Origin of the sequence: Hydrobacter penzbergensis, assembly GCF_900106985.1 — a bacterium.
GTDB lineage: Bacteria > Bacteroidota > Bacteroidia > Chitinophagales > Chitinophagaceae > Sediminibacterium > Sediminibacterium magnilacihabitans.
Window position 1 is genome coordinate 370,554 of record NZ_FNNO01000001.1, and the last position, 23,062, is coordinate 393,615.

At 44.7% G+C, this 23,062-nt stretch carries 26 protein-coding genes; 4 read left to right on the top strand and 22 right to left on the bottom strand.

Translation table 11 applies throughout. The features are described from left to right. Positions 1-108: 108 nt before the first annotated feature. The 5 genes from BLU98_RS01745 to BLU98_RS01765 form a co-directional block, all read right to left on the bottom strand. Positions 109-495 carry a DUF302 domain-containing protein gene (locus BLU98_RS01745; protein ID WP_092721504.1) on the bottom strand — a complete coding sequence of 129 codons (387 nt, stop codon included), beginning with the start codon at positions 493-495 and terminating at the stop codon, positions 109-111. A 24-nt stretch (positions 496-519) separates the two neighbouring features. After that, entirely contained in the window at positions 520-1,083 is a 564-nt protein-coding gene (locus BLU98_RS01750; RefSeq protein ID WP_257574638.1) for a DUF2243 domain-containing protein, read from the bottom strand. Between the two features lie 218 nt (positions 1,084-1,301). After that, the gene (locus BLU98_RS01755; protein ID WP_092721505.1) at positions 1,302-1,760 is read right to left on the bottom strand and encodes a DsrE family protein; all 459 of its coding nucleotides are present in this window, start codon (positions 1,758-1,760) and stop codon (positions 1,302-1,304) included. Positions 1,761-1,769: 9 nt separating this feature from the next. Continuing rightward, the gene (locus BLU98_RS01760; protein WP_092721506.1) at positions 1,770-3,125 is read right to left on the bottom strand and encodes an MBL fold metallo-hydrolase; all 1,356 of its coding nucleotides are present in this window, start codon (positions 3,123-3,125) and stop codon (positions 1,770-1,772) included. An 83-nt stretch (positions 3,126-3,208) separates the two neighbouring features. Continuing rightward, complete coding sequence (locus BLU98_RS01765; RefSeq protein ID WP_092721507.1) at positions 3,209-3,649, bottom strand: DUF983 domain-containing protein; 441 nt, start codon at positions 3,647-3,649, stop codon at positions 3,209-3,211. A 117-nt stretch (positions 3,650-3,766) separates the two neighbouring features. On the opposite strand from BLU98_RS01765, the gene BLU98_RS01770 reads away from it, so the two are divergent. Next, positions 3,767-4,996, top strand: a complete 1,230-nt coding sequence (locus BLU98_RS01770) for an MFS transporter (RefSeq protein ID WP_257574639.1) — start codon at positions 3,767-3,769, stop codon at positions 4,994-4,996. 9 nt (positions 4,997-5,005) lie between these two features. Continuing rightward, positions 5,006-5,650 (top strand): class I SAM-dependent methyltransferase, encoded by a 645-nt coding sequence (locus BLU98_RS01775; RefSeq protein ID WP_092721508.1) that lies wholly within the window; start codon positions 5,006-5,008, stop codon positions 5,648-5,650. Between the two features lie 117 nt (positions 5,651-5,767). On the opposite strand, the gene BLU98_RS01780 is transcribed toward BLU98_RS01775, so the two are convergent. The 15 genes from BLU98_RS01780 to BLU98_RS01850 form a co-directional block, all read right to left on the bottom strand. Then, entirely contained in the window at positions 5,768-6,325 is a 558-nt protein-coding gene (locus tag BLU98_RS01780) for a TlpA family protein disulfide reductase (RefSeq protein ID WP_092721509.1), read from the bottom strand. Between the two features lie 13 nt (positions 6,326-6,338). Beyond that, entirely contained in the window at positions 6,339-6,977 is a 639-nt protein-coding gene (locus tag BLU98_RS01785; protein ID WP_257574640.1) for a TlpA family protein disulfide reductase, read from the bottom strand. Continuing rightward, positions 6,964-8,055 carry an efflux RND transporter periplasmic adaptor subunit gene (locus BLU98_RS01790; protein WP_092721510.1) on the bottom strand — a complete coding sequence of 364 codons (1,092 nt, stop codon included), beginning with the start codon at positions 8,053-8,055 and terminating at the stop codon, positions 6,964-6,966. The genes BLU98_RS01785 and BLU98_RS01790 overlap by 14 nt, the downstream gene beginning before the upstream one ends. Beyond that, positions 8,055-11,258 carry an efflux RND transporter permease subunit gene (locus BLU98_RS01795; protein ID WP_092721511.1) on the bottom strand — a complete coding sequence of 1,068 codons (3,204 nt, stop codon included), beginning with the start codon at positions 11,256-11,258 and terminating at the stop codon, positions 8,055-8,057. Before BLU98_RS01795 ends, BLU98_RS01790 begins: the two co-directional genes overlap by 1 nt. A gap of 11 nt (positions 11,259-11,269) precedes the next feature. Then, a complete protein-coding gene (locus BLU98_RS01800) occupies positions 11,270-12,649 on the bottom strand; it encodes a TolC family protein (RefSeq protein WP_257574641.1) in 1,380 nt (459 codons plus the stop codon). Between the two features lie 85 nt (positions 12,650-12,734). After that, on the bottom strand, positions 12,735-13,145 hold the full coding sequence (locus BLU98_RS01805; protein ID WP_092721513.1) for a hypothetical protein: 411 nt from the start codon (positions 13,143-13,145) through the stop codon (positions 12,735-12,737). 80 nt (positions 13,146-13,225) lie between these two features. Next, positions 13,226-13,762, bottom strand: a complete 537-nt coding sequence (locus BLU98_RS01810) for a DUF6691 family protein (protein WP_092721514.1) — start codon at positions 13,760-13,762, stop codon at positions 13,226-13,228. A gap of 19 nt (positions 13,763-13,781) precedes the next feature. Next, positions 13,782-14,345, bottom strand: coding sequence for a YeeE/YedE family protein (locus BLU98_RS01815; RefSeq protein ID WP_092721515.1), 564 nt, complete (start codon positions 14,343-14,345; stop codon positions 13,782-13,784). Positions 14,346-14,430: 85 nt separating this feature from the next. Further along, positions 14,431-15,435: a c-type cytochrome gene (locus BLU98_RS01820; protein WP_257574642.1), complete on the bottom strand. Its 1,005-nt coding sequence runs from the start codon at positions 15,433-15,435 to the stop codon at positions 14,431-14,433. 50 nt (positions 15,436-15,485) lie between these two features. After that, positions 15,486-15,701, bottom strand: coding sequence for a DUF6132 family protein (locus BLU98_RS01825; RefSeq protein ID WP_092721516.1), 216 nt, complete (start codon positions 15,699-15,701; stop codon positions 15,486-15,488). Further along, the gene (locus BLU98_RS01830; protein ID WP_092721517.1) at positions 15,676-15,918 is read right to left on the bottom strand and encodes a hypothetical protein; all 243 of its coding nucleotides are present in this window, start codon (positions 15,916-15,918) and stop codon (positions 15,676-15,678) included. The genes BLU98_RS01825 and BLU98_RS01830 overlap by 26 nt, the downstream gene beginning before the upstream one ends. 1 nt (position 15,919) lies before the next feature. Further along, positions 15,920-16,228, bottom strand: coding sequence for a rhodanese-like domain-containing protein (locus tag BLU98_RS01835; protein WP_092721518.1), 309 nt, complete (start codon positions 16,226-16,228; stop codon positions 15,920-15,922). Positions 16,229-16,231: 3 nt separating this feature from the next. Beyond that, positions 16,232-16,498 carry a rhodanese-like domain-containing protein gene (locus BLU98_RS01840; RefSeq protein ID WP_092721519.1) on the bottom strand — a complete coding sequence of 89 codons (267 nt, stop codon included), beginning with the start codon at positions 16,496-16,498 and terminating at the stop codon, positions 16,232-16,234. A gap of 59 nt (positions 16,499-16,557) precedes the next feature. Then, positions 16,558-17,979, bottom strand: a complete 1,422-nt coding sequence (locus BLU98_RS01845) for an MBL fold metallo-hydrolase (protein WP_092721520.1) — start codon at positions 17,977-17,979, stop codon at positions 16,558-16,560. A gap of 77 nt (positions 17,980-18,056) precedes the next feature. Further along, positions 18,057-18,854 carry a sulfite exporter TauE/SafE family protein gene (locus tag BLU98_RS01850; protein ID WP_092721521.1) on the bottom strand — a complete coding sequence of 266 codons (798 nt, stop codon included), beginning with the start codon at positions 18,852-18,854 and terminating at the stop codon, positions 18,057-18,059. 378 nt (positions 18,855-19,232) lie between these two features. On the opposite strand from BLU98_RS01850, the gene BLU98_RS17650 reads away from it, so the two are divergent. Continuing rightward, positions 19,233-19,454 (top strand): hypothetical protein, encoded by a 222-nt coding sequence (locus BLU98_RS17650; protein WP_257574643.1) that lies wholly within the window; start codon positions 19,233-19,235, stop codon positions 19,452-19,454. Between the two features lie 16 nt (positions 19,455-19,470). Here BLU98_RS17650 and BLU98_RS01860 read toward each other — a convergent pair whose 3' ends face one another. Both BLU98_RS01860 and BLU98_RS01865 read right to left on the bottom strand, forming a co-directional pair. Then, positions 19,471-20,115, bottom strand: coding sequence for a Crp/Fnr family transcriptional regulator (locus tag BLU98_RS01860; protein ID WP_092721522.1), 645 nt, complete (start codon positions 20,113-20,115; stop codon positions 19,471-19,473). Positions 20,116-20,271: 156 nt separating this feature from the next. Further along, positions 20,272-22,338, bottom strand: coding sequence for a TonB-dependent receptor family protein (locus tag BLU98_RS01865; protein WP_257574644.1), 2,067 nt, complete (start codon positions 22,336-22,338; stop codon positions 20,272-20,274). 262 nt (positions 22,339-22,600) lie between these two features. On the opposite strand from BLU98_RS01865, the gene BLU98_RS01870 reads away from it, so the two are divergent. After that, positions 22,601-22,981, top strand: a complete 381-nt coding sequence (locus BLU98_RS01870; protein WP_105469418.1) for a hypothetical protein — start codon at positions 22,601-22,603, stop codon at positions 22,979-22,981. The last annotated feature ends 81 nt before the right edge of the window (positions 22,982-23,062 follow it).

The window sequence follows — 23,062 nt, forward strand, 5'->3', positions numbered from 1 at the left end:
CAAATACAAGATCGTCGGTAGGTTTATCCTTATTTTATAGAGGTTTTAAACGTTTACAAAACTTGTTCCATATGAATTAGATAAATGATTTCCACATAGCGCCTGTGTTCAAATGCGATCAATCACATTTTGCAATTTGCCGCTTACTTCTTCTGCAATGGAATGTAATGCTTCGTTTTCCACCCCACCAATTGAGTTAAGCGGATTGATGGCCGATACTTCCACTTCTCCGTTTTGTTTCTCCTGTATTAAAATGTTACAAGGCAGCATCACACCTATCTTGTCCTCCAGTTGAACAGCCTTATGCGCCAGTGCGGGATTGCAGGCGCCCAGGATTTTGTAGTTGCGGAAGTCAACCCCTAATTTTTCTTTGAGCTTTTCTTTCAGGTCAATTTCTGTAATCACACCAAAACCTTCCTTCTTCAATTCGCCTGTTACGGCGTCAACAGCCGCAATGAAATTTTTGTTTACTTTTTTGCTGATTGTATAGTCCATAATGGTTTCTTTAAAAGTGATTTCTTAAGTTACTTTCTTTGTATTTACCAGACTGTAGCCTGCTATAATCAGCAGTACCGAAAAAACCAAAAAGCCCCAGTTCCATGCCGGTATGTTCAAGGCCACCTCTCTTACATTGTGTAGTTTTAAAAGGTGATGGTTAATAATGCCTTCAATAATGTTGAATAGGCCCCAGCCCAGGAGCATGCCGCCAACAAGCAAATTGCCGGAACGGGCAATGTCCTTACGCCACAATAGCTTCCAAAGCAACACGACACCTACCAGCAATACAATCAGGCAAAACGCATGAAACACCCCATCCCAGAACATGTTTACACTTTTGTTTACATAATCTGTCGGCGGAATTTTTTTCGATAACATCTCATGCCATTGCAAAATTTGGTGCAGCACAATACCATCTACAAATCCGCCCAAACCAATCCCCAGCACCATTGCCGCTGTAGTCAAGGGAACGGGTGTCAGTTCCTCGCTTTCGGGATAGGCGGCCAACCGTGTTTTATAGCGCTTTGCAGACAGTGCGGAAAGAAGCACTACTACAACGGCAAGCACAATGAAGGCTGAAAGCATGGTTAGCAGGTTAGGGAAAAAAGCGCTGTTCCAAATTGCTTCCCGGATATGCTTGTTGCAGGTGATGCATGCAAAGTGAATTGATAGCCACGTCATACGGGATTATTTAAAATTTATACTTAATCAAACATGAAATAATTGAAACAAACCATGTTCCACTATTATCTCATGTACATTAGATTTTTGTTGTCTATAGATGGATATTTATTCCAGCACAACTAAGGATGTACGACAGCCCAGCCTTCGTATTGTCTGATGATGATTTCTCCGTTGCCGCTTGGTACATAAGATACAAACGGCCATAACTCATCTTTGCTGATTTTTCTCTCCCGCAACGTGTTCTCACATTGTGCCAGCAGTACACCTTTACTCTTCAAACCCATGAGCAGTGTATCGTAGCGATTGCTTTTCCGGTAAATTTCTACACCATCGCCAAAGGCAATCAACTCTACCTGTAACTTACCCTTTAGCCGTGGATCCTCTAAAGCATTATTGATGTTTCTAACCACAGCCCTTATTTTTTTGTCGTCCGATTGATTGAGAATGTACAAAGCCTTGTATGCATTCAATGTTGCCTCTGCTCCATGAAAGTCGTAATTGCTGACTTGTTGTGTGTGACCTGTTGCGTACAAAAGGGTCAATGCCAGCCAAAGGACCATCGTTTTTATTCTTCTCATTATTTGTGTTTAACTGGTCTTCATAAAATTTTTAACAGCATCGCTCAAATCAAACACCCTTGCCTTTTCGTTCAACGTTGAATGAATAAGCGAACTGGCGGCTGCACTGCGGTAACCTCCGGCACAATGCACCACAATAGGCTTATTGGTTGGGATTTCGGCTACTCTTTCTCTCAATTCTGCCAGTGGGATGGGCAGGCTGCCCGGAAATATTTTTCCGGCCTTCACCTCTGATGTGTTCCGAACATCTATAATGGTGTAATTAGCTTTCTGCTCTTTAAAGATATTTACATCAAGTTCTGCCTCTTTCTCGGGTCCGTCCCTAACAATCAATGCCTCCGCAATTGCCGTTTCGTAACCAATGGCAGCCGCTCTTAACATCATACGTTGCAATTGCTCCCTGCTTTCACCTGCCAGATAGAATTTTTCACCCGGCTTAATGATGCTGCCCAGCCAGGTCTCAAATTTGCCATCTTCCATGATATTGATAGAATGTGGCAGATGCCCTTCTTTGAAGTGTTCTTCTTTGCGAACGTCCACAATCCATAAAGCTTTATCCAATCCAGCAGCATCATTACCGCTGTCGCTCATTTTAATCTTCGAAATGCTTTCCTGCAAAGGGGCTGCACCTTTCCGGTTAAGCTCCACATCAAAAGAAAAGTAGTGCGGAATAAACGGCTGGTCGGATAGAAGATTGTTGACAAATTCTTCTTCGGTTACCGGCTGCAAACTCCAGTTGCTTTGTTTTTCCCTTCCGATGGCGCTGCTGCTTTCCTTGCTTAAATTTTTGCCGCACAAGGTTCCGGCTCCATGCGCTGGATATACGACAACGTCATCATTCAGCGTCATCAATTTTTCCCGTAGCGAGTGATACATCTGCCTTGCCAACTCTTCCCGTTTCGATTGAATTTTACCGGCACCTTCTCTTAAATCCGGTCTGCCACAGTCGCCAATGAATAGGGTATCGCCGGTGAAGACGGCTTTTTGCTTTCCATTATGCTCTAACAGAACGCTAATGCTATCCGGCGAATGGCCCGGTGTATGAATAGCGGACAACTTTACTTTCCCAACCTGAATGGAGTCGCCTTCGTCAAAGGTTTGGTGCGGGTAAAGCGCATCTACCAGCTTACCGGTGTAAATGGTTGCACCTGTTGACTGATGAAGCTCTAAATGACTGCTCACGAAGTCGGCATGCGGATGTGTTTCGATGACGCCTACAATTTGTGCTTCGTTTTCGGTTGCATAATCAAGATAGGGTTGAGTGTTTCGGGCAGGGTCAATCAGGATTATTTTCTTCTCGCAATCGCTTAAAACAGCATAGCTAAATTGCGCAAGGTTTTTGTCTTCAAATTGCTTTATCTGCATGCGTCCAATCTTTAAGGGTGAAGTAATAGTAAAGTAGGGTTTCGGGTTGTGACTTTTGTCACGGCAGGCTTATCAAAACTAATTTATGCGGCTGCACTGTGACTATTGGCTATGTTACAAGAGGCGGCATCTTTGTCGTACCGGACGAAAAAGGAGAGCCATACTGTTCTGGATAAACGCATCAGGTAAGGTTGCAGGGCAAGGAGCAAAACGGCATTTAACCCTATCCACCAAAAGAACCGGTTGTCGTGCACCGACATGCCAATAATGACCCACCAGGCAATAAAACTTGCAACTGTTATTGCAACGGCTAAAGCATAGCTGACATAACCAGTCCCATAACAGAACGAAGGTTCAATTTCCATCGGTTGCCCGCAAACCGGGCAGGTGTCGTTCATTTTCATGAAACCTTTGCTGTAAGAACGCCTGTTAACGAACATATCGCCCTGCCTGCAATGCGGGCACTTTAACTTTAGAACGCTTGGAATATATTTGGGATGTTGATGCTGCTTGGGTGTTTCCATAAATATGCGTTTAAGACTTCAAAACTATTGAAGCCATAAGTGGTATTTCGTGACACATATCACAGATCTTCACTTCTTGATAATGTATTTTGCCTAAGTACTAAAATCCAGCGCTCCATGCAGGGTTTAAGAGAAAACCGCAACCAATTCTATTTACTGGTGCTCATCAATGCCTTTGTTGGCAGTATGGTAGGACTGGAACGTTCTGTACTGCCGGGCCTAAGCCAACAGTTTAGCCTGAGCAGTTACACTGCCATGCTTTCCTTTCTTGTTTCATTTGGTAGCAGTAAAGCTGTTTTTAATTTGCTTACCGGGAAATTGACAAAAACTTTTTCCCGCAAGACGGTTCTATTGATAGGGTGGATAGTCGCCCTTCCGGTTCCTTTTCTTCTTATGTATGCACCTGACTGGAACTGGATTATTGCTGCGAACGTTCTCCTGGGCATCAATCAGGGACTTGCGTGGTCTTCAACGGTCATTATGAAGATTGATTTGGTGGGAGAAAGGAACCGTGGTCTGGCAATGGGCATCAACGAATTTGCTGGTTATTTATCAGTGGGGCTGGCTGCTTATTTAGCCAGTGAAATTGCTGCAGACAAGGGATTTGCCTACTATCCCTTCTTACCGGGAATTTTCTTTTCCATGGCCGGCTTATTCCTGACCCTGTTCTTTGTAAAGGACACAACGCCACATGTCGTTTATGAAGCAGCAAAAAGCAATGTTCCGTATTTAAAGAATATTTGGGAAGCCACTACTTTACGGCATCACAACCTTGGAAGTGTCACCATCAACGGATTTATCAACAACCTAAACGACGGCGTGATTTGGGGCCTGCTTCCTGTTTTGCTTTTGGGCAAACAGTTTACCCTTTCACAAACAGGATTTGTTGCAGGAGTTTATCCGGCTGTATGGGGCATTGCTCAATTAGTCACCGGCAAACTGGGCGACCGGTACTGTAAAAAACAACTTATTATTTCGGGTATGCTTGTTCAAGCTGCTGGTTTAACCCTGTTGGCATTTTCCAATACGTTTTCGCCGGCTGTTATTTCTATGTTGTTACTTGGTTTAGGGACGGCCTTGGTTTATCCCAACTTTCTTACCGTGGTAGCTGAAAATACCCACCCTCATCAACGGGCAGAAAGCCTGAGCATCTTTCGTTTTTGGCGTGACAGCGGCTATGTTATTGGTGCTTTACTGTCCGGCATTTTAGCGGATGCTTTTGGTATTGTTGTCACGCTCCTGATTGTGGCAATGCTTACGGCTTTAGCCGGGCTATTGGCACAGGTAAGAATGTGTTGTACCGCAAGGTTGCTTTGGAAAAGCAGGTTATGTACAGAACTAACTTAGCTGTTCATCGTGACCATTATCACATTTAAAGGAAAGATTTGTTTGGATATTGCGTACATGGAAAGACAGTTTTGGAATACACGATATAGCGAGCATGATTTTGTTTATGGCAAAGCGCCGAACCAATTTTTCAAACAATTCATTGACACACACAAACCGGGTACTATCTTGTTGCCGGCGGAAGGAGAAGGAAGAAATAGCCGCTACGCTGCCTCCAAAGGCTGGCGGGTAGATGCATTCGATTTTAGTGAAGTGGCTACAGCAAAAGCCCTGAAGCTAACAGAAAGCCTAAGGCCGAGTATCAATTATTGGACGCAAGATATTGCAACCTTTAAGGCAACAAAGAGATACGATGCTGTTGCGTTGATTTACGTTCACTTGCCACAAGCATTGCGACAAGTGTTTCATGAGGAAGTATTTAACGCCTTGCAATCCGGTGGATTTCTGGTGTTTGAAGCATTTGCCAAAGAGCAAGTCAATATGAAGTCCGGCGGGCCCAAAGACCTTTCATTGCTGTATGATGCCCCGTCAATTTGCAGCGATTTCCCGTTTCTTCATTTACTCTCCTGTGGGCAAAAAGAAATCGAATTGAACGAAGGAGAATTCCACAAGGGCAAGGCTACTGTTCTGCAATTGATTGGACAAAGATTGTAAGGAAACCACAAGCCGGGTGTCCGGGGGCCGCACGGTACGAGAAATTATGTTGCTAAGCGTAAAGTCCATTTTTGAAATCTGGTGAATGAGAAAGAAGGAATGACAACATGGGGAGCCTTATTTCAATAGTTGGCGAAAGGCTTCCGAATTATAATCATTGCCGCCACTGATTTGCCGTAGCAATTCACCTTTTTCGTTGTAGATAAAAGTAGAAGGAATAGCATCCACATTGAAAATGGTTGGCAGGTTCTCGGCGGGATAATAAACCGGCAGGTTCAGATTTTGGCTGCGCATGAACCTTTTTGCTTTTGCGAAGTTATCGTCCAGCGAAAGCATCACAAAAGCTACTTTACTGGTGTCTACCGATTTTGAAAGTTTCTCAATGGATGGCATTTCGGCCCGACATGGGGGACACCAGCTTGCCCATAAATTGACAAACACTTTTTTGCCTGCAAAACTTTGCAGGTTGATGCGACGGCCATTGATATCTTCCATTGCAAACGCAGGCAACAAAGAAGCCGGCGCTGTTGCGCTATGGCTGTCAACCGTAGTGGAGTGCTGCGTTGATACAGGCGTGGTTTCGTTCTGCTTATCCTCCGAACACGCTACGAATGTTATCATTAAGACGGCTGAAGTGAATACGATTGCTCTTTTCCCAAATTGTTTTTTGTTCATTTGTTTTATTTTTTTACTCCAATAATCCCTTTAGCTGATTGATAAATGTTGTGGTATTGTAATCGGCAATGCCTTCGTGTTTTAAAACCACCTTACCCTCTTTGTCCAGTACCACGGTTGTCGGCAATGTGCCACTGTAAATTTCAGCCGGCACGGTTCCGGCTTTGGTAAGCAAGGGCATTGTATAATGGTTGTTTTGTAAATAGCTTTTTGCCTTTGCCGTATCCTCGTCTTCATTGATAAACAAAAAGACAAAACGCTTATCATCTTTTAACTGGTTGTACAAGTCGTTGAGCGATGGCATCTCTGCCCTGCACGGTGGACACCAAGTAGCCCAGAAGTTAATGAACACCACTTTCCCTTTTAAACCGGCAACAGAAGATACATCGCCATTTTCCGTCCGAAAATCAAAGGAAACATTTGCCGCTTGTACTTTTCCATTCAAAGCTTCTTTTTTGATTTCTGCCCGGAACAATCCAACAGATATCAATTGTTTCAGCACCCATGATTTTGCATCAGGACTAAACAGCAACAGCAGCAGCAAGCCAACAAAAACAAGATTGCCTGCTTTTCCAATGTTCCTTTTGCTAATAAATTGTTTCATACGCATAAGTAGATTTTTCAAGGTTTTTGGGGGCTCATTTTTGCCCAATCTTTGTGCCTTCCTTTATCTCTTCGCTGCCTTTTAACAGGATTTGGTCGCCGGGGCTAAGGTTGCCGAAAACTTCTATTAGTGTGTCTTTTGTTATACCAATTGTGACCGGTATTCTCTTGGCCTGATTGTTTTCGTTCTTCACGACAAACACACCGGCTTGTGACTGTACCACGCTGCTGACAGGTGCCCACAGCGTGGACTGTGGCCGTTGCAATTGAACGGTAACTTTTGCATACTGGCCGGAACGCAACAAACTATTTGCATTGTCAATATCAAATTCAGCCAGTAAAGATTTTGTTTGGGGATCCAAAGCGCCGCTGTTTCTGGACAGGGTGGCGGTAAATGTTTTACCGGGGTAGTCAATTAAGGTAAATGTTGCTTTTGTTCCTGCTGCCAGCGATTGTGCCTGCTTTTCAGGAATGGCTACGAGTAATCGCAGTTTGCTTTCCTGTGTTAACTGAAATAAAGGTTGCCCACTCATACCATTCTCGCCTACCAGTGCTCCTTCCGAAACAAACCGTCCTGTAATCACTCCATTAAAAGGAGCTGTTATTCGGAGATAGCGTTGTATTTGACCGCTGGCTGCCGCTTCGGAACGGCTGCTGTGATACGCTGCACTGTCGCCTAAGTATTGTGCGTAGGCTCTTTCCAGTTCGATTGTGGCGACCGCTCCGTTTTTCTTTGCCGCTTCTTTTAAGCGCTGATAGGATTGCTTGCTAAAAAGAAATTTCTGGTATGTTGAACTGGTAGTGGATGTTTTGGCCGCATACTGTGCGCCAATTTCAGGTGCTTCCAGTTGTGCCAACAATTGTCCCTTGCGAACATAGCTGCCTCTATCCACATACAGCTTCTTGATGAAGCCCTTTACTTTAGGATAAATGTTTACTTCTTCGTAAGGCTTTAATTCTCCCGGTAAGGTGACGGTAAAGGAAGGCCGGTCGGACAAGACGACGGCCAGTTTAATGGCCGGCCTGGCCTTATTCGTAACAGCCTCTTTTGCCTTTTCCTTTTCTTCAGAGCAATTTTGAAAGAACGTTACTATCGCTATCAATGACAATAAATAGAACAAGCGCATTATTGTAAAATTTTAGTGGAAGGGTTAACAAGTAAGTTTTCTTTAGCTGCAAAGCGACTGGTTGCATCGTCAGGGTCAAGGGAAACACTTTGCAGACTTGCTTTTTTGCGAACAACTACAAATAAATGAGGAAGCACCAGTAAGGTAGTAAAGGTGGACATTAGTAAACCGCCAATGACGGACTGGCCCAATGGAGCCACCTGCTCGCCGCCTTCGCCCAGGCCGGCTGCCATCGGAATCATACCGGCAATCATGGCCAGCGTGGTCATAATGATGGGACGCAACCGTGAGGAAGCAGCCAGTATTGCTGCCACACCTACGTCAACTTTATGGTGGAAACGGCTGCGTTCGGCGTGGTCGGCCAATAAAAACGCATTGGAGACCGATACGCCTACCGACATAATAATGCCCATGTACGATTGCAGGTTCAGCGTGCTGCCGAAGGCTAACAGCATCAGCAAGCTCCCTGCAATGACGGCGGGTATCACAGACAGTATCATGCCTGCCAAAGCAAAAGACTGGTAGTACGCCGCCAGCATCAGAAAGATGACCACAATGGCAATGACCAAGCCGGTTTTCAAACCATCCAGCGTATCGGCAAGCAATTGCAATTGCCCTTGAATGGAAACAATCACACCTTTGGGCTTTTCTCCGGCTTGCACAAGGGCCTTTTTAACTGCCGTGTTTGCGCTGCCTAAATCTTTATTGTGGACATTGGCAGCAATGGTCACATATCGGTTAGCACCCTGACGGTTCACCTGTCCTGGTTCCTCGCCAAATGAAATGGCTGCAATATCATCTAAAATAGGTCTTGCCTGGCCGGCTTTTAGTGGCAGCATCTTTAATTCATCTACCGCCTGCATACTGGCTTCGGGCACTTGCACCTGCACCTGGAAAATTAATCCAGATTTTGGGTCCCGCCATAAGGTCTTGTTCACAAAACGAGTGGAGGAGGTTGCCATTGTAATCACCTGCGTCACGTCCTGCATGGTCAGGCCAAACTGGGCGGCCCGTTCCCGGTCCACTTCAATTTGCAAACTTGGATAGTGTACCGCCTCTTCTATTCGCACATCCCGGAAAAATGCATTCTGCTTTAAGGCTGCCTCAATCTTCTTTGCATAGCCTTCTGCTCCTGCCAACTGAGGCGCAGCTATCCGGATCTGCACCGGTGTGTTCGTGCCTTGGCTCATGATTTTTTCCACCAACTCAATGGGTTCAAAAGAGATTTGCAATTCAGGGTATTCCTTCTTTACTCTCCGGCGGATGGTTTCTTTCAACTTCTCAACAGGTGTAGTCAATGTTTCTTTATTGAGCGATACTTGCAATACAGCTTCCTGCGAACCACTCGTGAACAAAAAAATGGGATTGATGGCCGTGCCGGATGGTTGCGTGCCAACGAAGGCCGAGGATATGGCAACAGCACCGTTGGTTTCCGTTGAAATGATTTCTGTTAACTTATGCAGGTATTCCTCTGTTTTCTCAAGCCGTGTGCCGGCAGGTGCTACTATGCGCAGTTGCAAGTCGCTTGTTCCACCGTTTGGCATAATATCGGTTCCTATCGTCATAAAACCAACTGCAACCAACCCTATTACTACAATGGCATACGTAGTAATCACGGTTTTTTTATTGCGCTGAAAAGAGCGGGTAAGAACCAGATAACGTTTTTTGAATTTTTCAAACCTTGAGAGTTTTATTTTACCGTTTCTATTCACCCGATGTTCGTGTGTCTTTGTTTTCATCAACCAGTTTGCCATGACTGGCACAAAGGTTTGCGAGAAGAGAAAAGAAGCAATCATAGAAAATCCCACCGCCAGCGATAGCGGAAGAAACATGTCTTTTGGTATGCCTGACATAATGAAGGAAGGAAGCAAAACCGAAAGAACACAAAGCAAAATTAGGAGCTTGGGAATAGAGATTTCCAGAAGTGCATCAACGATTGCTCTGGCCTTTGTTTTACCTCTTTCAAAATGCTGGTGAATATTTTCGATGGTTACGGTGGCTTCATCCACCAGGATACCGATGGCCAGCGCAAGACCACTTAAGGTCATGATATTGACGGTTTGTCCAAACGCATAAAGCAACAGCACCGCCGATAAAACGGAGATGGGGATAGTGAGAACAACAATCAATGCGCCTCTTGTATCACCCAAAAAAAGCAAGACCATCAAACCGGTTAGAATGGCACCCAAAATGCCTTCATGAATGAGGTTTTTGATAGAGCGTTCAATGTAAACCGACTGGTCGAATACATAATTAATCTTTACATCATCCGGAAGACTTTCTTTTAGAGTTGGCAGGGCCTGTTTTAAATTCTCCACCACTTTCAGTGTGGAAGCGTCGGCTTTCTTAATTACCGGCAAATACACCGAACGCTTGCCGTTAACGATAGCATAACCGGTGGTAATGTCAGCGCCGTCTTCCACGGTAGCGATGTCTTTGATAAAGACCGTAGCAGCACCTTCTGTCTTTACCGGAAGATTTAGAAACTCTTCGGGCCCTTTCACCATAGAGTTTACGGGGCTCATGTAATTCTTCTCGCCAATGCGAACGTTTCCGGCCGCCGAAGGAAGATTGTTTTTTGCGATAGCCGTCATTACCTGTTCTTCCGACAAGCCGTAGGACCGCATTTGGTCGGGATTAACTTTCACTACAATAGAACGAATGTTGCCTCCAAAGGGTGCTGGTGCAGTGATACCGGGAATAGTGACAAACATGGGACGAATTCTTGTCAGCACCAGGTTTTGAATTTCACTGATGGAGCGTTTATCGCTTTCAAATACTAACTGTCCAATGGGCAAGGCGCTGCCATCAAAACGAACGACTTGCGGCGGTACAGAACCGGGTGGCAAAAATCCCATCGCCCTGGATACCTGTGTGGAAACTTCTGCTGCTGCCTGGGCCATATCGGCGCCGGGGTAAAATGAAAGTTTCATGAGCGTAAAGCCCTGAATGCTTTTAAACTCTATGTCCTTCACACCACTGACAAAGACCAAGACCTTTTGAAATTCATTGGCCATAAAACCATCCATGTATGCAGGTGTCAGTCCGCCATAAGGCATGGCGATATAAATGGCAGGACTTTCGATTTTGGGGAATATATCCACGTTAATTTTTCGAACCACAAAAAATGAGAAATACCCAATCGCCATGACCAACACAATGACGGCAATTGGTTTTCGAAGGGCTAATCGAATAATGTTCATAGTCGTTTGGGTTAGGGTTGAATAGCGGTGAGTAATAAAGAAAGGTTGCCCAGGGCTTCAGACTGCTGGATGAGCTCGTTCCAATAACCATATACCGCAGCAACGTAGTTGCTCTCGGCATCCTGCAGGTTTTTTTGCAATTGCAGCAGTTCTATCAGGCTTATTAAGCCGGATTGATAACGAACTTCATAAAGTTCATAAGCTTCCTTGGAAGCGTTGAATGAGGCGTTGGCAGCCGCCAGCTTTTGCCGTTGTTCATCCCAACCGGCTAAAGCCGATGCATATTGAGCATTGAGCTGTATTTTCACGGCATCACGGTCAGCTTTGGCTGAAGCAATTACACGTTCAGCAATAGCACGTTTGGTTTTGTTTTGGTAAAGAGAAGAGAAACCCCAGGTTAGTCCTACACCCACAAGGTAATTTCCTGAAGCATTGTTCCAAGGGGCGGCAATACCTTTATTAACCGAACCGTCTGTTTGGATGCCAGAACCCTTTAACCCTACACCGGCCAACAAACCAACAGAAGGATAGCGTTCTGCTTTAATGGCTTCTTTTTCGGCTTCTGCAAAACGAATGCGTTCATTCAACACCTGCAAATAAGGATGATTTTGAAGCGCTTCGCCTGTACCAATGACCGTTTGTTGAAACCGGTAATACACAGAAGTATCGAGGTCCGAAAAAGGTATATTCTCTCCGATGAACGAGGACAATTGTATAAGCTGTGTCTTTAAAATTGCCTGTTGTTCGTGTTCCTTAGCAATAGATTGCAGTAAGGCTGATTTTAGCAGCAGCGTATCGGCTCCGGGTCGCAAGCCTGCACTGGCCTGAGACTGTATCAGGCTGAATAATTCAGCCAGTCGTTTTGTATCCGCAGCAACTATTTCCAGTGCAGCCTTGCTGCTTAACGCTGCAAAATAGATGCGGGTTACGGCGGATAACATCTGCCATTCTTCCTGCTTTAGTGCATTTGTGCTTAACCGGATAGCGGCATCGGCCACGTCTAATTTCTTTTGCTCTCTTCCGAATTGCATGAAATTCCACTGCAATACGGCGGAAGCGTACAAATTAGAACCGGCAGTTTTCTCAAGAATGGGTTTATTGCTACCGCTGATGGTGTAAATTCCCGGCAAGGGGAAGAACGAGCCGGGCACATTCTGAACCGACCCATAGCTTTGCTGGGCCTGTATGTTTATTTCCGGCAGGAACTGTTGCTTTATTAATTCCTTTTTTAGTTCCTGCTCTTCTATCAATTGTTTTTTCGAAGTAAGAGAAGGGTATTGCTGCAATGTTTTTTGCCATACCTTCTGAAGTGTATAAGTCCGTTTCTGTGCAAATACAACGGTATGATGCAGCAACCCAAAGGCAGTTGCCCACACAACGATTTTTTTCATCATTTTCTTTCTGAGTGAAATGGAATAGAAATAATTAGCTGCAGAGTGCAGCAGACAATAATTAACCGGAGAGAAGGAAAGAAAATCAGATGAGAAGACGGCGGTGTTGCAAGAAAAGAGGAAGGGAAGAAAGCTTTATAGAACCAGAAGGATAAACGTGTGCATCTAAGCTGCTGAGGTAATGATGTATCGAAAAGCCGGATTGCTGGTTGTAAATAGTAAGGAGAGTTGAAGCAGGCTTTGTTTGCTTTAATTTGGCGGCTTCAACCAAAACAACCTTTTTTTTGATAGAACAACACGAAGCAGCCTTGTAGTTCGTATTTGTAATGGTTTGTGCTTTTGTTCCTTTCTGAAAGGTAATAGATGAACCTGCATTGGTCTGTAGGAAACGCTTTAGAGGACACGAAACCACTAAAAGTAAAACGGCAAGCACAAATATCATCGCAGAAGAAACCTTTCTGCCGTTGTGATAAAGTGTATTCGTACCTGCTTTCATGTTTTGCAAAATAAAAGGAACAATTACAAATAGAGAAAATTCTCTTTATAATAACTTGTTAACACAACTGCTTCACAGGGCTAATGTGGCAGCTTTTCCCTAAAATAGCCGTACATCCACGTACCTGCAATGGCACTTAGCAGCACCACAGCAATCACCAGAAAACCGGCACCAATCTGGGCAAACAAGGGCCCGGGGCAAGCACCGGTCATGGCCCAACCCAAACCGAATATCAATCCGCCAATGATTTGCCCTTTGTTGAACTTCTTTGGGTGAAATTCTATCTTCTCACCATAGATGGTTTTTATGTTGTATTTCTTAATCAACCATACAGAAATCATTCCCACAACAATGGCTGTTCCAATCACCCCATACATGTGAAAGCTTTGCAGGCGGAACATTTCCTGAATGCGGAACCAGGAAATGATTTCTGCCTTGGTAAAAGCTATGCCGAAGATGATACCCACCATAGCGTATTTCAAATTGTGATACCACTTATGCTTTAAATGCGAGTCGTTCACACACATGGTGTCCAACGCTCTTGCCTCGTAATCAGTGTCTATTACCGTTTGCTCGTTTGCAAGGGTTGTCGGTCTTTTGCTTAATACTTCAGCCATTTCTTTTATCTTTTGTGATTTACAAGCTAAGGATATAAGGTAAAATCAAATTGGCCATAATGAAACCACCCGCCATGAAACTTGCTGTGGCAATCAGAGAAGGCACCTGCAGGTCACTAATGCCCATAATGGCATGTCCGCTGGTGCAGCCACCTGCATAGCGGGCACCAAAGCCCACCAGAAAGCCACCTCCTACCAGCATGATAAAGCCTCGCATAGTGGTTAAACTTTTAAAGCTAAATAGCTCCCGGGGCAAAAGCCTGGAATGATCTTCAATGCCGTAAGCTTTCAATTCAGACAGTAAGCCCGGCGCTACTTTCACCGGTTCAGAACTTGATAAAAAATGGGTTGCCAGCAGAGCGCCTATGATAATGCCGCCCACAAAGAAGAAATTCCATACCTCTTTTTTCCAATCATACTTGAAAAATTTTATGTTGGCTGGCAAACAGGCTGCACAGGCATGGCGCAGGTTGGCAGAAATGCCAAAGTGCTTGTTTCCTAAAATTAATAGTGCGGGCACGGTCAAGCCAATAATTGCTCCGGCTACATACCATGGCCACGGTTGCTTTAGTAATTCCATCATACGCAAAATAATTCAGTTGCAAAATTGTTGAAAGTGGAAATGCCTTTTCGTGACTTACATCACGATAGTATAATTCAGTGTTATTTTAATGAGTTCTGTAGGTTATCGTTTTCCACATCTCAATAGGTTTAAAAGGACCAAACTTGTGTTGCTGTTTCGAAAAGGGATCTGCATAAGGACCAAAGGGGAAATCAATTGGTTTTTTCGCTTCGTCCGGCCAGTCACTATGTTGGTCTTTGTGTGGCCTGGGTTGTGAATTTACAAATGCTGCAACATCCCAGGCTTCTTCCAGGGAAAGGACCGGATTTTGATGACTGGCTTGATGAAAAGGCATATTGTTTTTAACGAACGAAGCGAAACCGGAAAGCCGGTATAAACCAGCACCGTCATTATAGCTGTGGGCACCCCACAATGGCGGGATTGCATATGTAAAGCCATCCGGACTTAACTGGCCTTCGCCATGCGCTCCATGACAACTTTGACATTTGTTGAGGTAAACCTGTTTGCCGTTTTCAGTACTTGCAGCCCTGTCTAAAAAGGGCAGCTTTTCCAATCCGGAGCCATAGGGCTTCTTGCCTTTAGGCACATCTTTGTCAAGCCATTTCAGGTAAGTGTAAATAGCTTGCATTTCCCGGCTGCTGGTATCAATGGGCTTTCCGTTCAGGCTTCTTTCAAAACAGTCGTTCACCCGTTGGTAAACATCTTCTATTGTCCCGCTTCGTTGCCGTAGTTTTGGATAAGTAGAATACACAGCACCAAAATTATTACCCCATGGTTTCCTGCCGGCATCCAAATGACAGTTCTGGCAGTTCATGCCATTGCTAATATGCAGAACAGAGCCTTTCGGTCCGAAATAGCTTCCTGTATGGGCAATCAGCTCTTCGCCATAGATAATCATTTCCCTTTCTTTACCCTTTGTTATCTGGTCAGTGTATAGGCTTGGAGCAATCCAGGTACTGTCTGCAGGTTCATGTGGCATACCTGTCTTATGCTTCTCGTAACTGATGATTTCCTGCAGCGTAACCATAGCTACGACAACCAACAACACTACCGCCGGCCAATTTGATTTCAATACTTTCATCGTAAGCATCTCACTTTCTTTAGGTAAAATATTTCCGATTGGCCCTTGTTTGGGAATTATTATGGCTTACGCATGGAAGCAGCTTTTTTCTTTCTGAAAGAGCCCAAAAGAACAGCACCCAGCACAGCAAAATACAGGGTGCTGTTCACAGGCTTTGAGCTTATGGGACAGGTGCCTGAAAGACAGCCTACGTATTTCCAATAGAAGAACCCTGCCAAACTGCCTAAGATAGCGCCAATGAAATACCCTTTATTTCGAAGCATCCACTTCTTCATATTCCACTTCTTTTGTGGCTTGCCTTTTTGAATTAGAAACAGGGCAGCCTGCAGTTCCACAACAACCATAATTGAGCAAAGCACTCAGCAACAGAAAAACTCCCGCTATTACCAGCAAGGTCTCTCGTTGCCCGACACCTTGTCCCACCGCCACAACTCCTATGAGTAAACGAACTAATCGTAGCCAGTTCCAGTTGGTCAATATTCTTTCTTTCATGTTATTGAGATGTTTTCAAATTGGTCCAGGCCCCACCGTTGTATGCATCAATACCTGTCGCTTTCAAAATCCCTTTGGCAATACCACTGCGGTTGCCACTGCGACAAACCGTAATCACCGGCTTGTTCCACTTGCGGATTAAATCCGACTTTAATTTAAGCTCATTCAGAGGAATATTTTTAGAGCCGGGAATGTGACCTTGGCTGAATTCAGCAGCCGTTCGCACATCTACAATCACGGCTCCGTTTTCAAATGCCCTTACCAGTTCCTGATTATCTTTCCCGAACAAGCTTTTGAAAAATTTAAGCATTGTTTATTTTTTTTGTTGCAGCAGGTCTTCCAATCCGCCGCCGTTATACACATCTGTAATGCCATTTTGCTGTAGAATAGAAGCAGCCATTCCGCTCCGGTTGCCGCTGCGGCAATAGGTAACAATGGGCTGCTGTATTTGTTTGAATTCATGTATTCGCTGCGAGACTTCACCCAACGGAATGTTCATGGCACCCGGATAATGACCTTGTGCAAATTCTTCAGGTGTTCTTACATCAACAAAGACAGCGTTATTTAAAATGTTTTTCATCGTTTTCTTTTTAAGAGGTGATGGATAAAAAGAGAAAGCCTCTTTCTCTCCTTAGTGTGTTATTTCTTGCTAACCGTTGTCGGACATACATAGTCCGTTACAGGAAGGGTACCACTTTCTTTGATGGCTTTGAAGCCACCCTTAACATCAATCAGGTTTTCAAAACCCCGTGCCCGCAGAATAGAATTGAAAATCATGGAGCGGTAACCACCGGCGCAATGGACATAATAAGGCTTGTCCCTGCCAATCTGTGTGATGTGATCGTTGATACTGTCCAGGGGCATATTTATAGCGCCATTCACATGTTCGCTCAGGTACTCTCCAGGCTTGCGCACATCCAGCACTTCAGCCTTTTCCTTTTTTAATCTTTCCGCCAGTTCGTCGGCTGAAATGGACGCAATGCTGTCCACTTCTTTTCCGGCGGTCTTCCAGGCAGCAAAGCCGCCTTTCAGATACCCGATGGTATAATCGTACCCCACTCTTGCCAAACGGGTGATGACTTCTTCCTCCCTTCCTTCATCCGTTACTAAAAGAATTTGTTGCCTGATGTCGGGTATCAAAGCACCTACCCACGGGGCAAAGCTGCCATCAATACCGATGTTGATGGAATTGGGAATAAAACCTTTTGCAAAAGTTTGCGGGTCTCTTGTATCAAGAATGATGGCTCCCGTTTCGTTGGCCGCTGCTTCAAACGCATCCGGGGAAAGCGCTTGTTTGCCACGCTGCATTACTTCACTTATGCTTTCATAGCCTTGTTTGTTCAGCATCACGTTCAACGGAAAATATGCCGGCGGCGTAGCCAGACCTTCTGTTACTTCTTTAATAAATTCCTCTCTGGACATGCCCGCCCGCAGAGCATAGTTTGTTTGCTTTTGATGACCCAATGTATCTGAAGTTTCCTTGCTCATGTTCTTGCCACAGGCACTGCCGGCACCGTGTGCCGGATAAACAATGAGGTCATCTGTTAAAGGCATAATCTTGTTCCGCAAAGAATCATACATGATTCCGGCCAGTTCTTCCTGTGTCATGTGGGCGGCTTTTTGCGCCAGGTCTGGGCGGCCCACATCGCCTATGAACAATGTATCTCCCGAGAAAAGCGCCACCTCTTTGCCGTTTTCATCTTTCAGCAAATAGCAGGTGCTTTCCATGGTATGACCGGGAGTGTGCAATACCTTAAAGGTTACGTTACCAACTTTAAACTCCTGCCCGCCTTTGGCAATGATGGCTTCAAATGATGGATTGGCGTTGGGTCCATACACAATAGGTGCGCCGGTTTGCTTGCTCAAATCCACGTGGCCGGAGACAAAGTCGGCGTGGAAGTGTGTTTCAAAAACATACTTGATTTTAGCGCCATTACGTTTTGCTTTTTGCACATACGGCTCCACTTCACGCAAAGGGTCAATCACCACCGCCTCACCTTCGCTTTCGATGTAGTAAGCGCCCTGTGCAAGACAACCTGTATAAATTTGTTCGATTTTCATTTCTGTATTTTTTGGTGTTGTAAAATTCGATTGCTTTTCTGTGTTGTATCGTGACTTGGGTCACAGCTTGTTTTTGATTATTTGAATAACGTTTCTTTTATAATGATGTAAATGCCCATCACCAACACAAACCAGCCAAAGCCTTTTTTTAGTTTCTCGCTGGACAGTTTTTTGCCCAGAGCGCCACCGATAAAAATGCCTGTAGTGGCAAGGAGGGTTACTTTTAAAAGAAATCTCCAGTCAATGGCAAAGTGCCCCAGGTCGCCGGTAAAGCCAACGAGTGAGTTCAGGGCAATAATCAGCAACGAAGTGCCGATTGCTGTCTTCATCGGCAGCTTCAACAGAAACACGAGAGCAGGAATGAGCAAAAAGCCGCCACCGGCGCCAAGTAGTCCCGTAACAAGGCCGATTGCTGTTCCATAAATCACCAGCTTGCCAAAGCGGATACAATCCTTGCATTCTTTTTCCTCTGCCTGCACTTTTTTGTTGCGAATCATGCTGAAGGAAGCCAGCAGCATTAGAATGGCAAACAGCACCATGGTCAGCAGCGATTCAGTGATAGCTACGCCCCCAATGAAGAAAATCGTTTTGGGAATAGCCGGTACAATGAATTTGCGGGTCAGGAATACGGTAACAATGGAGGATGCACCAAAAAGAAGTGCTGCTTTGACATTGACCAGTCCCTTGCGGAAATTATTAAAAGCGCCTACCAGACTGGTAGAACCAACAATAAAAAGTGAGTAAGATGTGGCCAGCAGCGGCTGCAGGCCAAACAAATAGACCATCACCGGAACGGTGAGAATAGAACCGCCGCCACCAATCAGACCGAGTGAAATACCAATAAGTAATGATGCCACGTAACCAAAAACTTCCATGCTTTGTTATTTGCCTGCAAAGCTGAAAAAATTCAACAGCACGTTTCGTGATTCAGGTCACGCAGCGGACATCAGTCTGAGCAATAGAGATGCAAGGCACGAGGTTTGTGTTTTACTGTGAAGGCCCAGGCCGGAACGAGTGACCGGCTTAAACAAAAAGCATGGAAGAGCGGGTAAGAAAACACACCACAACAGGCGTCAATGAAAGAATTGACGAAAAAATAAAGGAAAGCATTGCCCGGTATTTACCACAGGGAAGGCCGCTATTTCGCAAAGAATAAAGGAATTGGACCAGGAGTGGGACATTGAAAGAGCACTGGAAGTAAACATGCCGATTGTGGCATTAATCGGCCTGTCCTTAACCGTGTTTGTCAGCCCTTGGTGGGCTATTTTTCCGACCTTGGTCTTGCTTTTTTTCTACAGCATGCCATTCAGGGATGGTGCCCACCTTTGCCTGCTTTTCGAATGCTGGGCTTTCGCACAAAAAAAGAAATAGAAAAGGAACGCTATGCGCTGAAGTTATTACGAGGTGATTTTGATTTTTTAGCTTGCAACGAAACAACAGCTACGGAAGTTTACAAAGCCGTTTCGCAGAGCTAAAAAGATGATTGTAGTTTTATAATGCTTTATCCAGATTAACCAGCTCCACCTGTGAACCTTGGATTTTCACAATGCCTCTTTCAGAAAGTTTTTTCATCAGCCGGGAAATGACCTCTCTGGAAGAATTTAACTCCTGTGCAACCTGGGTATATGAAAGCGTAAGAACATTCGTATTTAACTTCTCTTGATGGCGCTTTAAATAAAACACCAGGCGTTCATCCATATTTCGGAAGGCAATGTGGTCAATGGTTTGCAAAAGCTCATCAAAGCGCTCCCGGTAAGTGCTTACCGCAAACTGTGCCCAACTTTTGTACTTACCCATCCACTCATCTACCTTGTGGAGTGGTATGCTGAGAACAGTGGCATCGGTCACTGCCTTTGCCATCAAGCCGCTGGTTTCCTTGCCCAAAGCACAAACGAGTGAAATGGCACAGGCTTTTCCTGCATCCAGGTGGTATATAAAGAATTCATTGCCCTGGTCGTCTTCCCTGTAAATTTTTATCAGGCCTCCTAACACCAACATTGCTGAACGAATGTTTTGACCGGTACGTATCAGCACTTCACCTGCTGCTAATGTTTTCACTTCACCCACTTTGGATAGCTCTTCGATAAGACCTTTTTCCAAGGATGGAAAGTACTTGGCAAATTCTTTTTCTGTCATAGCTGCAAAGTTAGATGTAGCGACAGAGAGAAGCGTGACAAACGTCTCACCTATTTATTCACCTGGCTTTTTACAAAATCCTTTTGTTAATAGATCCACTATCCGCCGAAAATAGGCAGCCTTATTGAATCCTCCAGCCCGTTCCAAAGAGCGGCCTTAAATTTTAATGCCGAGTGTCAAATACAGATTTCTTCCGTCACCGGGCCAAATGCCGGGGCCTGGATAAAATGTTGGCCTTTTGGTGAAATACTGTTTATTGAAAATGTTGTTAATGCCTGCCCGCAGCGTAAACAGGGCATTGGCTCTAAAGGAGGCATTGAAATCCCAAATGGAATAAGCAGGCGTAAAACCTCTTGCTCCGCTTGCTGGCGGCGCCTGCGTGTTCAATGCATCGGAAAAAGTGGAGGAAGTATAGCTGTACAGAACGGTGCAGCTAAAGGCTTTGAATAAAATATCCAACCCGTTTCTACTAATCCAGTCGGGAACAGCTTCAACCTTGTTTCCTCTGATTGATTTGTTCCCTGCTCCTGCTGCAACCTGGCCGTCGGTGTACCGGCCATTCATGTACGAGGTGGAGGTAAATATTCCTGCATATAGATGACTGGTAACAGGAAGCTTGTATTGCAGGAACAGTTCTACCCCGTTGGTCCGGCTGTTGCCAATGTTGGTTTTGTAAGTATAAGATTGCCCCGAATTGTCTTGTAGCACCAGAGTTCCCATCCGGTTGTTGTAAAGAAGACGGAAGACACTTATGTCGTATTGCAGGCGCTGGAAAATCTTTCCTCTGACACCCGCATCAAGGTTATACCCGGCAGCATCTTTCAGGGCCTTGTCAACTTGCTCGTAAGTAGAAGCAGGAACAATGTCCTTGAATATTACCGGACGATATGCCTGCGAAAAACCACCATAGAGCATGTTTTCCTTATCCAATATATATTGGGAACTTATGCCGAATAAGGCAAAATGATGATTGATGGTGGTAGGCAGTTCGTTTACTGTGTAATATTTGATAATGCCGCTCATTTTGGAAACGCCGCTTTCAAAACGGATACCCGGAGAAACTACCCAACGAGAGCTGAGTTGAAAGGAATTTTCGGCAAACATGGCAACATTGGTGGTCTTGAAATGAATATCTCTTCCAAAGCCGGGCTCAACCAATGTTAAATCGTAATCCGTGCCTGTTGTTCCTTTTCCCAGTTGCCTGCGGTGCAGGTCATTGTTCATATATACGACCCCTGTAGCGAGTTTGCTTTGCACGTTTCCCAATCGATATTGATGCAATATTCTTGCTTCCAATGTACGGCTGTTAAACCGGTCAATGTCTACCTGCCGGTTTTTGTACGATTGATTGGCCTGGTCAATTGCATCGGGCACGTTGGCAAAAGCATCAAACATCACACTGTTTCGCAAGCCAAAAACACCGGAGGCTGTTAGTTTAATTTTCGTTTTTGTGTTTAGCGCAGCGTTTAAACTGATTGAAGGAACATAAATATCCGGGCTAAAAAAGTTCCGGCTTCGGGTGCTCATTCTGGGGTCAGTCAAAAACATGCTGTCGTTTAATGGCCCGGGAATCTGGTATAAATATTTTGATCTCCCTAATTCTGCCTTTACTCCAACTTTGTCGCTGACCTTATATTGCAGTTGAACAAACTGGGCATCGGCTTCGGAAACACTGTTTCTCCGATACCCATTCGAATGCCTGCGGTACGTGTAAGCATAATAAGAGAACTTTTTTACGGTTCCACTTATGGCATTATACGAACTTAACAGGCCAAAGGAGCCTGCCGAATTAATGCTTTCAAAAGAAAATGTCTTTGCCGTATCCGGCCTTTTAGTGCTATAGTTGATCATTCCTCCGAACTGGGCGCCATACTGTAACGCTCCAGTTCCCCGTATCACTTCAATTCTTTCGAAGCTTTCCATGGGTGCGCTATAGTGGCTGGCAGGGTAGCCGTACATATCTGAATTGATGAGCACTCCGTTTTGGCGCACATTGAATTCCCAACTCCGATGAGGATCGAGGCCACGGGTGGATATGTTTAATTGGTTGCCACTCCCATCCATATCATAAACAAAGACTCCAGGCACTTTGGAAAATAGTTGACGGGCATTTTTTATGGCAATGTTGGCATTTGCGGCGCTTAGGGTAATGAGCTCGTTTTTCTTTCCACTGGTCAGATAACCGTCCGTTTCCTCTGCTAACCGGTTAATATCGTTCCGCATCCAGGACTTTATCATTACTTCCTGAAGTTCTTGCGGCTTTAAGCTATCTTTCGAATTTTGCGAAAAACAAATTGATGCCAATGCTGAGAAAACAATTAGTAAAGTAAACTTTCTCATTATCAAGTACTTAATATACGGTTCCAAAAATTTGGATTAGACGAAAGTACAAGACTGCATAAAACAAAGGTCTCCAGATTATTAATTTATCGTTAAGTTTACAACTTGGGCATGTAAATGTGAGAATACCTGTAGTTTTGCATACTTGAAAAAAGTAACTGCTATATTGTTTTTATTCATACAGCTCAGCGCTACCACTGAGTTCTCGCAGTTATTCAAGCTACCGATACTTTGGCAGCATTACCAGGAACACAAGCAGGGGAATAAGGATGTTTCATTTATAAGCTACCTGACGATGCACTATCTGAATGGTGATGTAAAGGATGCTGATTACGAAAGAGACATGCAGTTACCTTTTAAAACTACCACGCATTATCAGGTTGCAAGCGTAGCTTCTATACTTCCTGCCCCGATTACAACTGTTGAACCACCGGTTTACAATCACTTGTCTGAAATCGTGCCCGCTAACGATATATTTATCTCCTCTGAGTTTTTATCTGCTATCTGGCAGCCTCCCAAAGCTTAAGCAAGTCATCGCTGTTTATCTTTCTTCTTGTTGTGCACCTGTATATAGGTGACCCATCCTTCATTCCGTCATGTGCGTTTA

Bases quoted from the DNA above. Each gene is read 5' to 3' on its own strand.
- BLU98_RS01780 (WP_092721509.1), bottom strand. From the start codon at position 6,325: ATGAACAAAAAACAATTTGGGAAAAGAGCAATCGTATTCACTTCAGCC.
- BLU98_RS01810 (WP_092721514.1), bottom strand. From the start codon at position 13,762: ATGGCTGAAGTATTAAGCAAAAGACCGACAACCCTTGCAAACGAGCAA.
- BLU98_RS01835 (WP_092721518.1), bottom strand. From the start codon at position 16,228: ATGCTTAAATTTTTCAAAAGCTTGTTCGGGAAAGATAATCAGGAACTG.
- BLU98_RS01865 (WP_257574644.1), bottom strand. From the start codon at position 22,338: ATGCGGAACGATATTAACCGGTTAGCAGAGGAAACGGACGGTTATCTG.
- BLU98_RS01745 (WP_092721504.1), bottom strand. From the start codon at position 495: ATGGACTATACAATCAGCAAAAAAGTAAACAAAAATTTCATTGCGGCT.
- BLU98_RS01790 (WP_092721510.1), bottom strand. From the start codon at position 8,055: ATGCGCTTGTTCTATTTATTGTCATTGATAGCGATAGTAACGTTCTTT.
- BLU98_RS01850 (WP_092721521.1), bottom strand. From the start codon at position 18,854: ATGGAAGTTTTTGGTTACGTGGCATCATTACTTATTGGTATTTCACTC.
- BLU98_RS01830 (WP_092721517.1), bottom strand. From the start codon at position 15,918: ATGAAAGAAAGAATATTGACCAACTGGAACTGGCTACGATTAGTTCGT.
- BLU98_RS01845 (WP_092721520.1), bottom strand. From the start codon at position 17,979: ATGAAAATCGAACAAATTTATACAGGTTGTCTTGCACAGGGCGCTTAC.
- BLU98_RS01805 (WP_092721513.1), bottom strand. From the start codon at position 13,145: ATGAAAGCAGGTACGAATACACTTTATCACAACGGCAGAAAGGTTTCT.
- BLU98_RS01820 (WP_257574642.1), bottom strand. From the start codon at position 15,435: ATGCTTACGATGAAAGTATTGAAATCAAATTGGCCGGCGGTAGTGTTG.
- BLU98_RS01825 (WP_092721516.1), bottom strand. From the start codon at position 15,701: ATGAAGAAGTGGATGCTTCGAAATAAAGGGTATTTCATTGGCGCTATC.
- BLU98_RS01770 (WP_257574639.1), top strand. From the start codon at position 3,767: ATGCAGGGTTTAAGAGAAAACCGCAACCAATTCTATTTACTGGTGCTC.
- BLU98_RS01815 (WP_092721515.1), bottom strand. From the start codon at position 14,345: ATGATGGAATTACTAAAGCAACCGTGGCCATGGTATGTAGCCGGAGCA.
- BLU98_RS01765 (WP_092721507.1), bottom strand. From the start codon at position 3,649: ATGGAAACACCCAAGCAGCATCAACATCCCAAATATATTCCAAGCGTT.
- BLU98_RS01750 (WP_257574638.1), bottom strand. From the start codon at position 1,083: ATGCTTTCAGCCTTCATTGTGCTTGCCGTTGTAGTAGTGCTTCTTTCC.
- BLU98_RS01795 (WP_092721511.1), bottom strand. From the start codon at position 11,258: ATGAACATTATTCGATTAGCCCTTCGAAAACCAATTGCCGTCATTGTG.
- BLU98_RS01840 (WP_092721519.1), bottom strand. From the start codon at position 16,498: ATGAAAAACATTTTAAATAACGCTGTCTTTGTTGATGTAAGAACACCT.
- BLU98_RS01760 (WP_092721506.1), bottom strand. From the start codon at position 3,125: ATGCAGATAAAGCAATTTGAAGACAAAAACCTTGCGCAATTTAGCTAT.
- BLU98_RS01860 (WP_092721522.1), bottom strand. From the start codon at position 20,115: ATGACAGAAAAAGAATTTGCCAAGTACTTTCCATCCTTGGAAAAAGGT.
- BLU98_RS01800 (WP_257574641.1), bottom strand. From the start codon at position 12,649: ATGAAAAAAATCGTTGTGTGGGCAACTGCCTTTGGGTTGCTGCATCAT.
- BLU98_RS01755 (WP_092721505.1), bottom strand. From the start codon at position 1,760: ATGAGAAGAATAAAAACGATGGTCCTTTGGCTGGCATTGACCCTTTTG.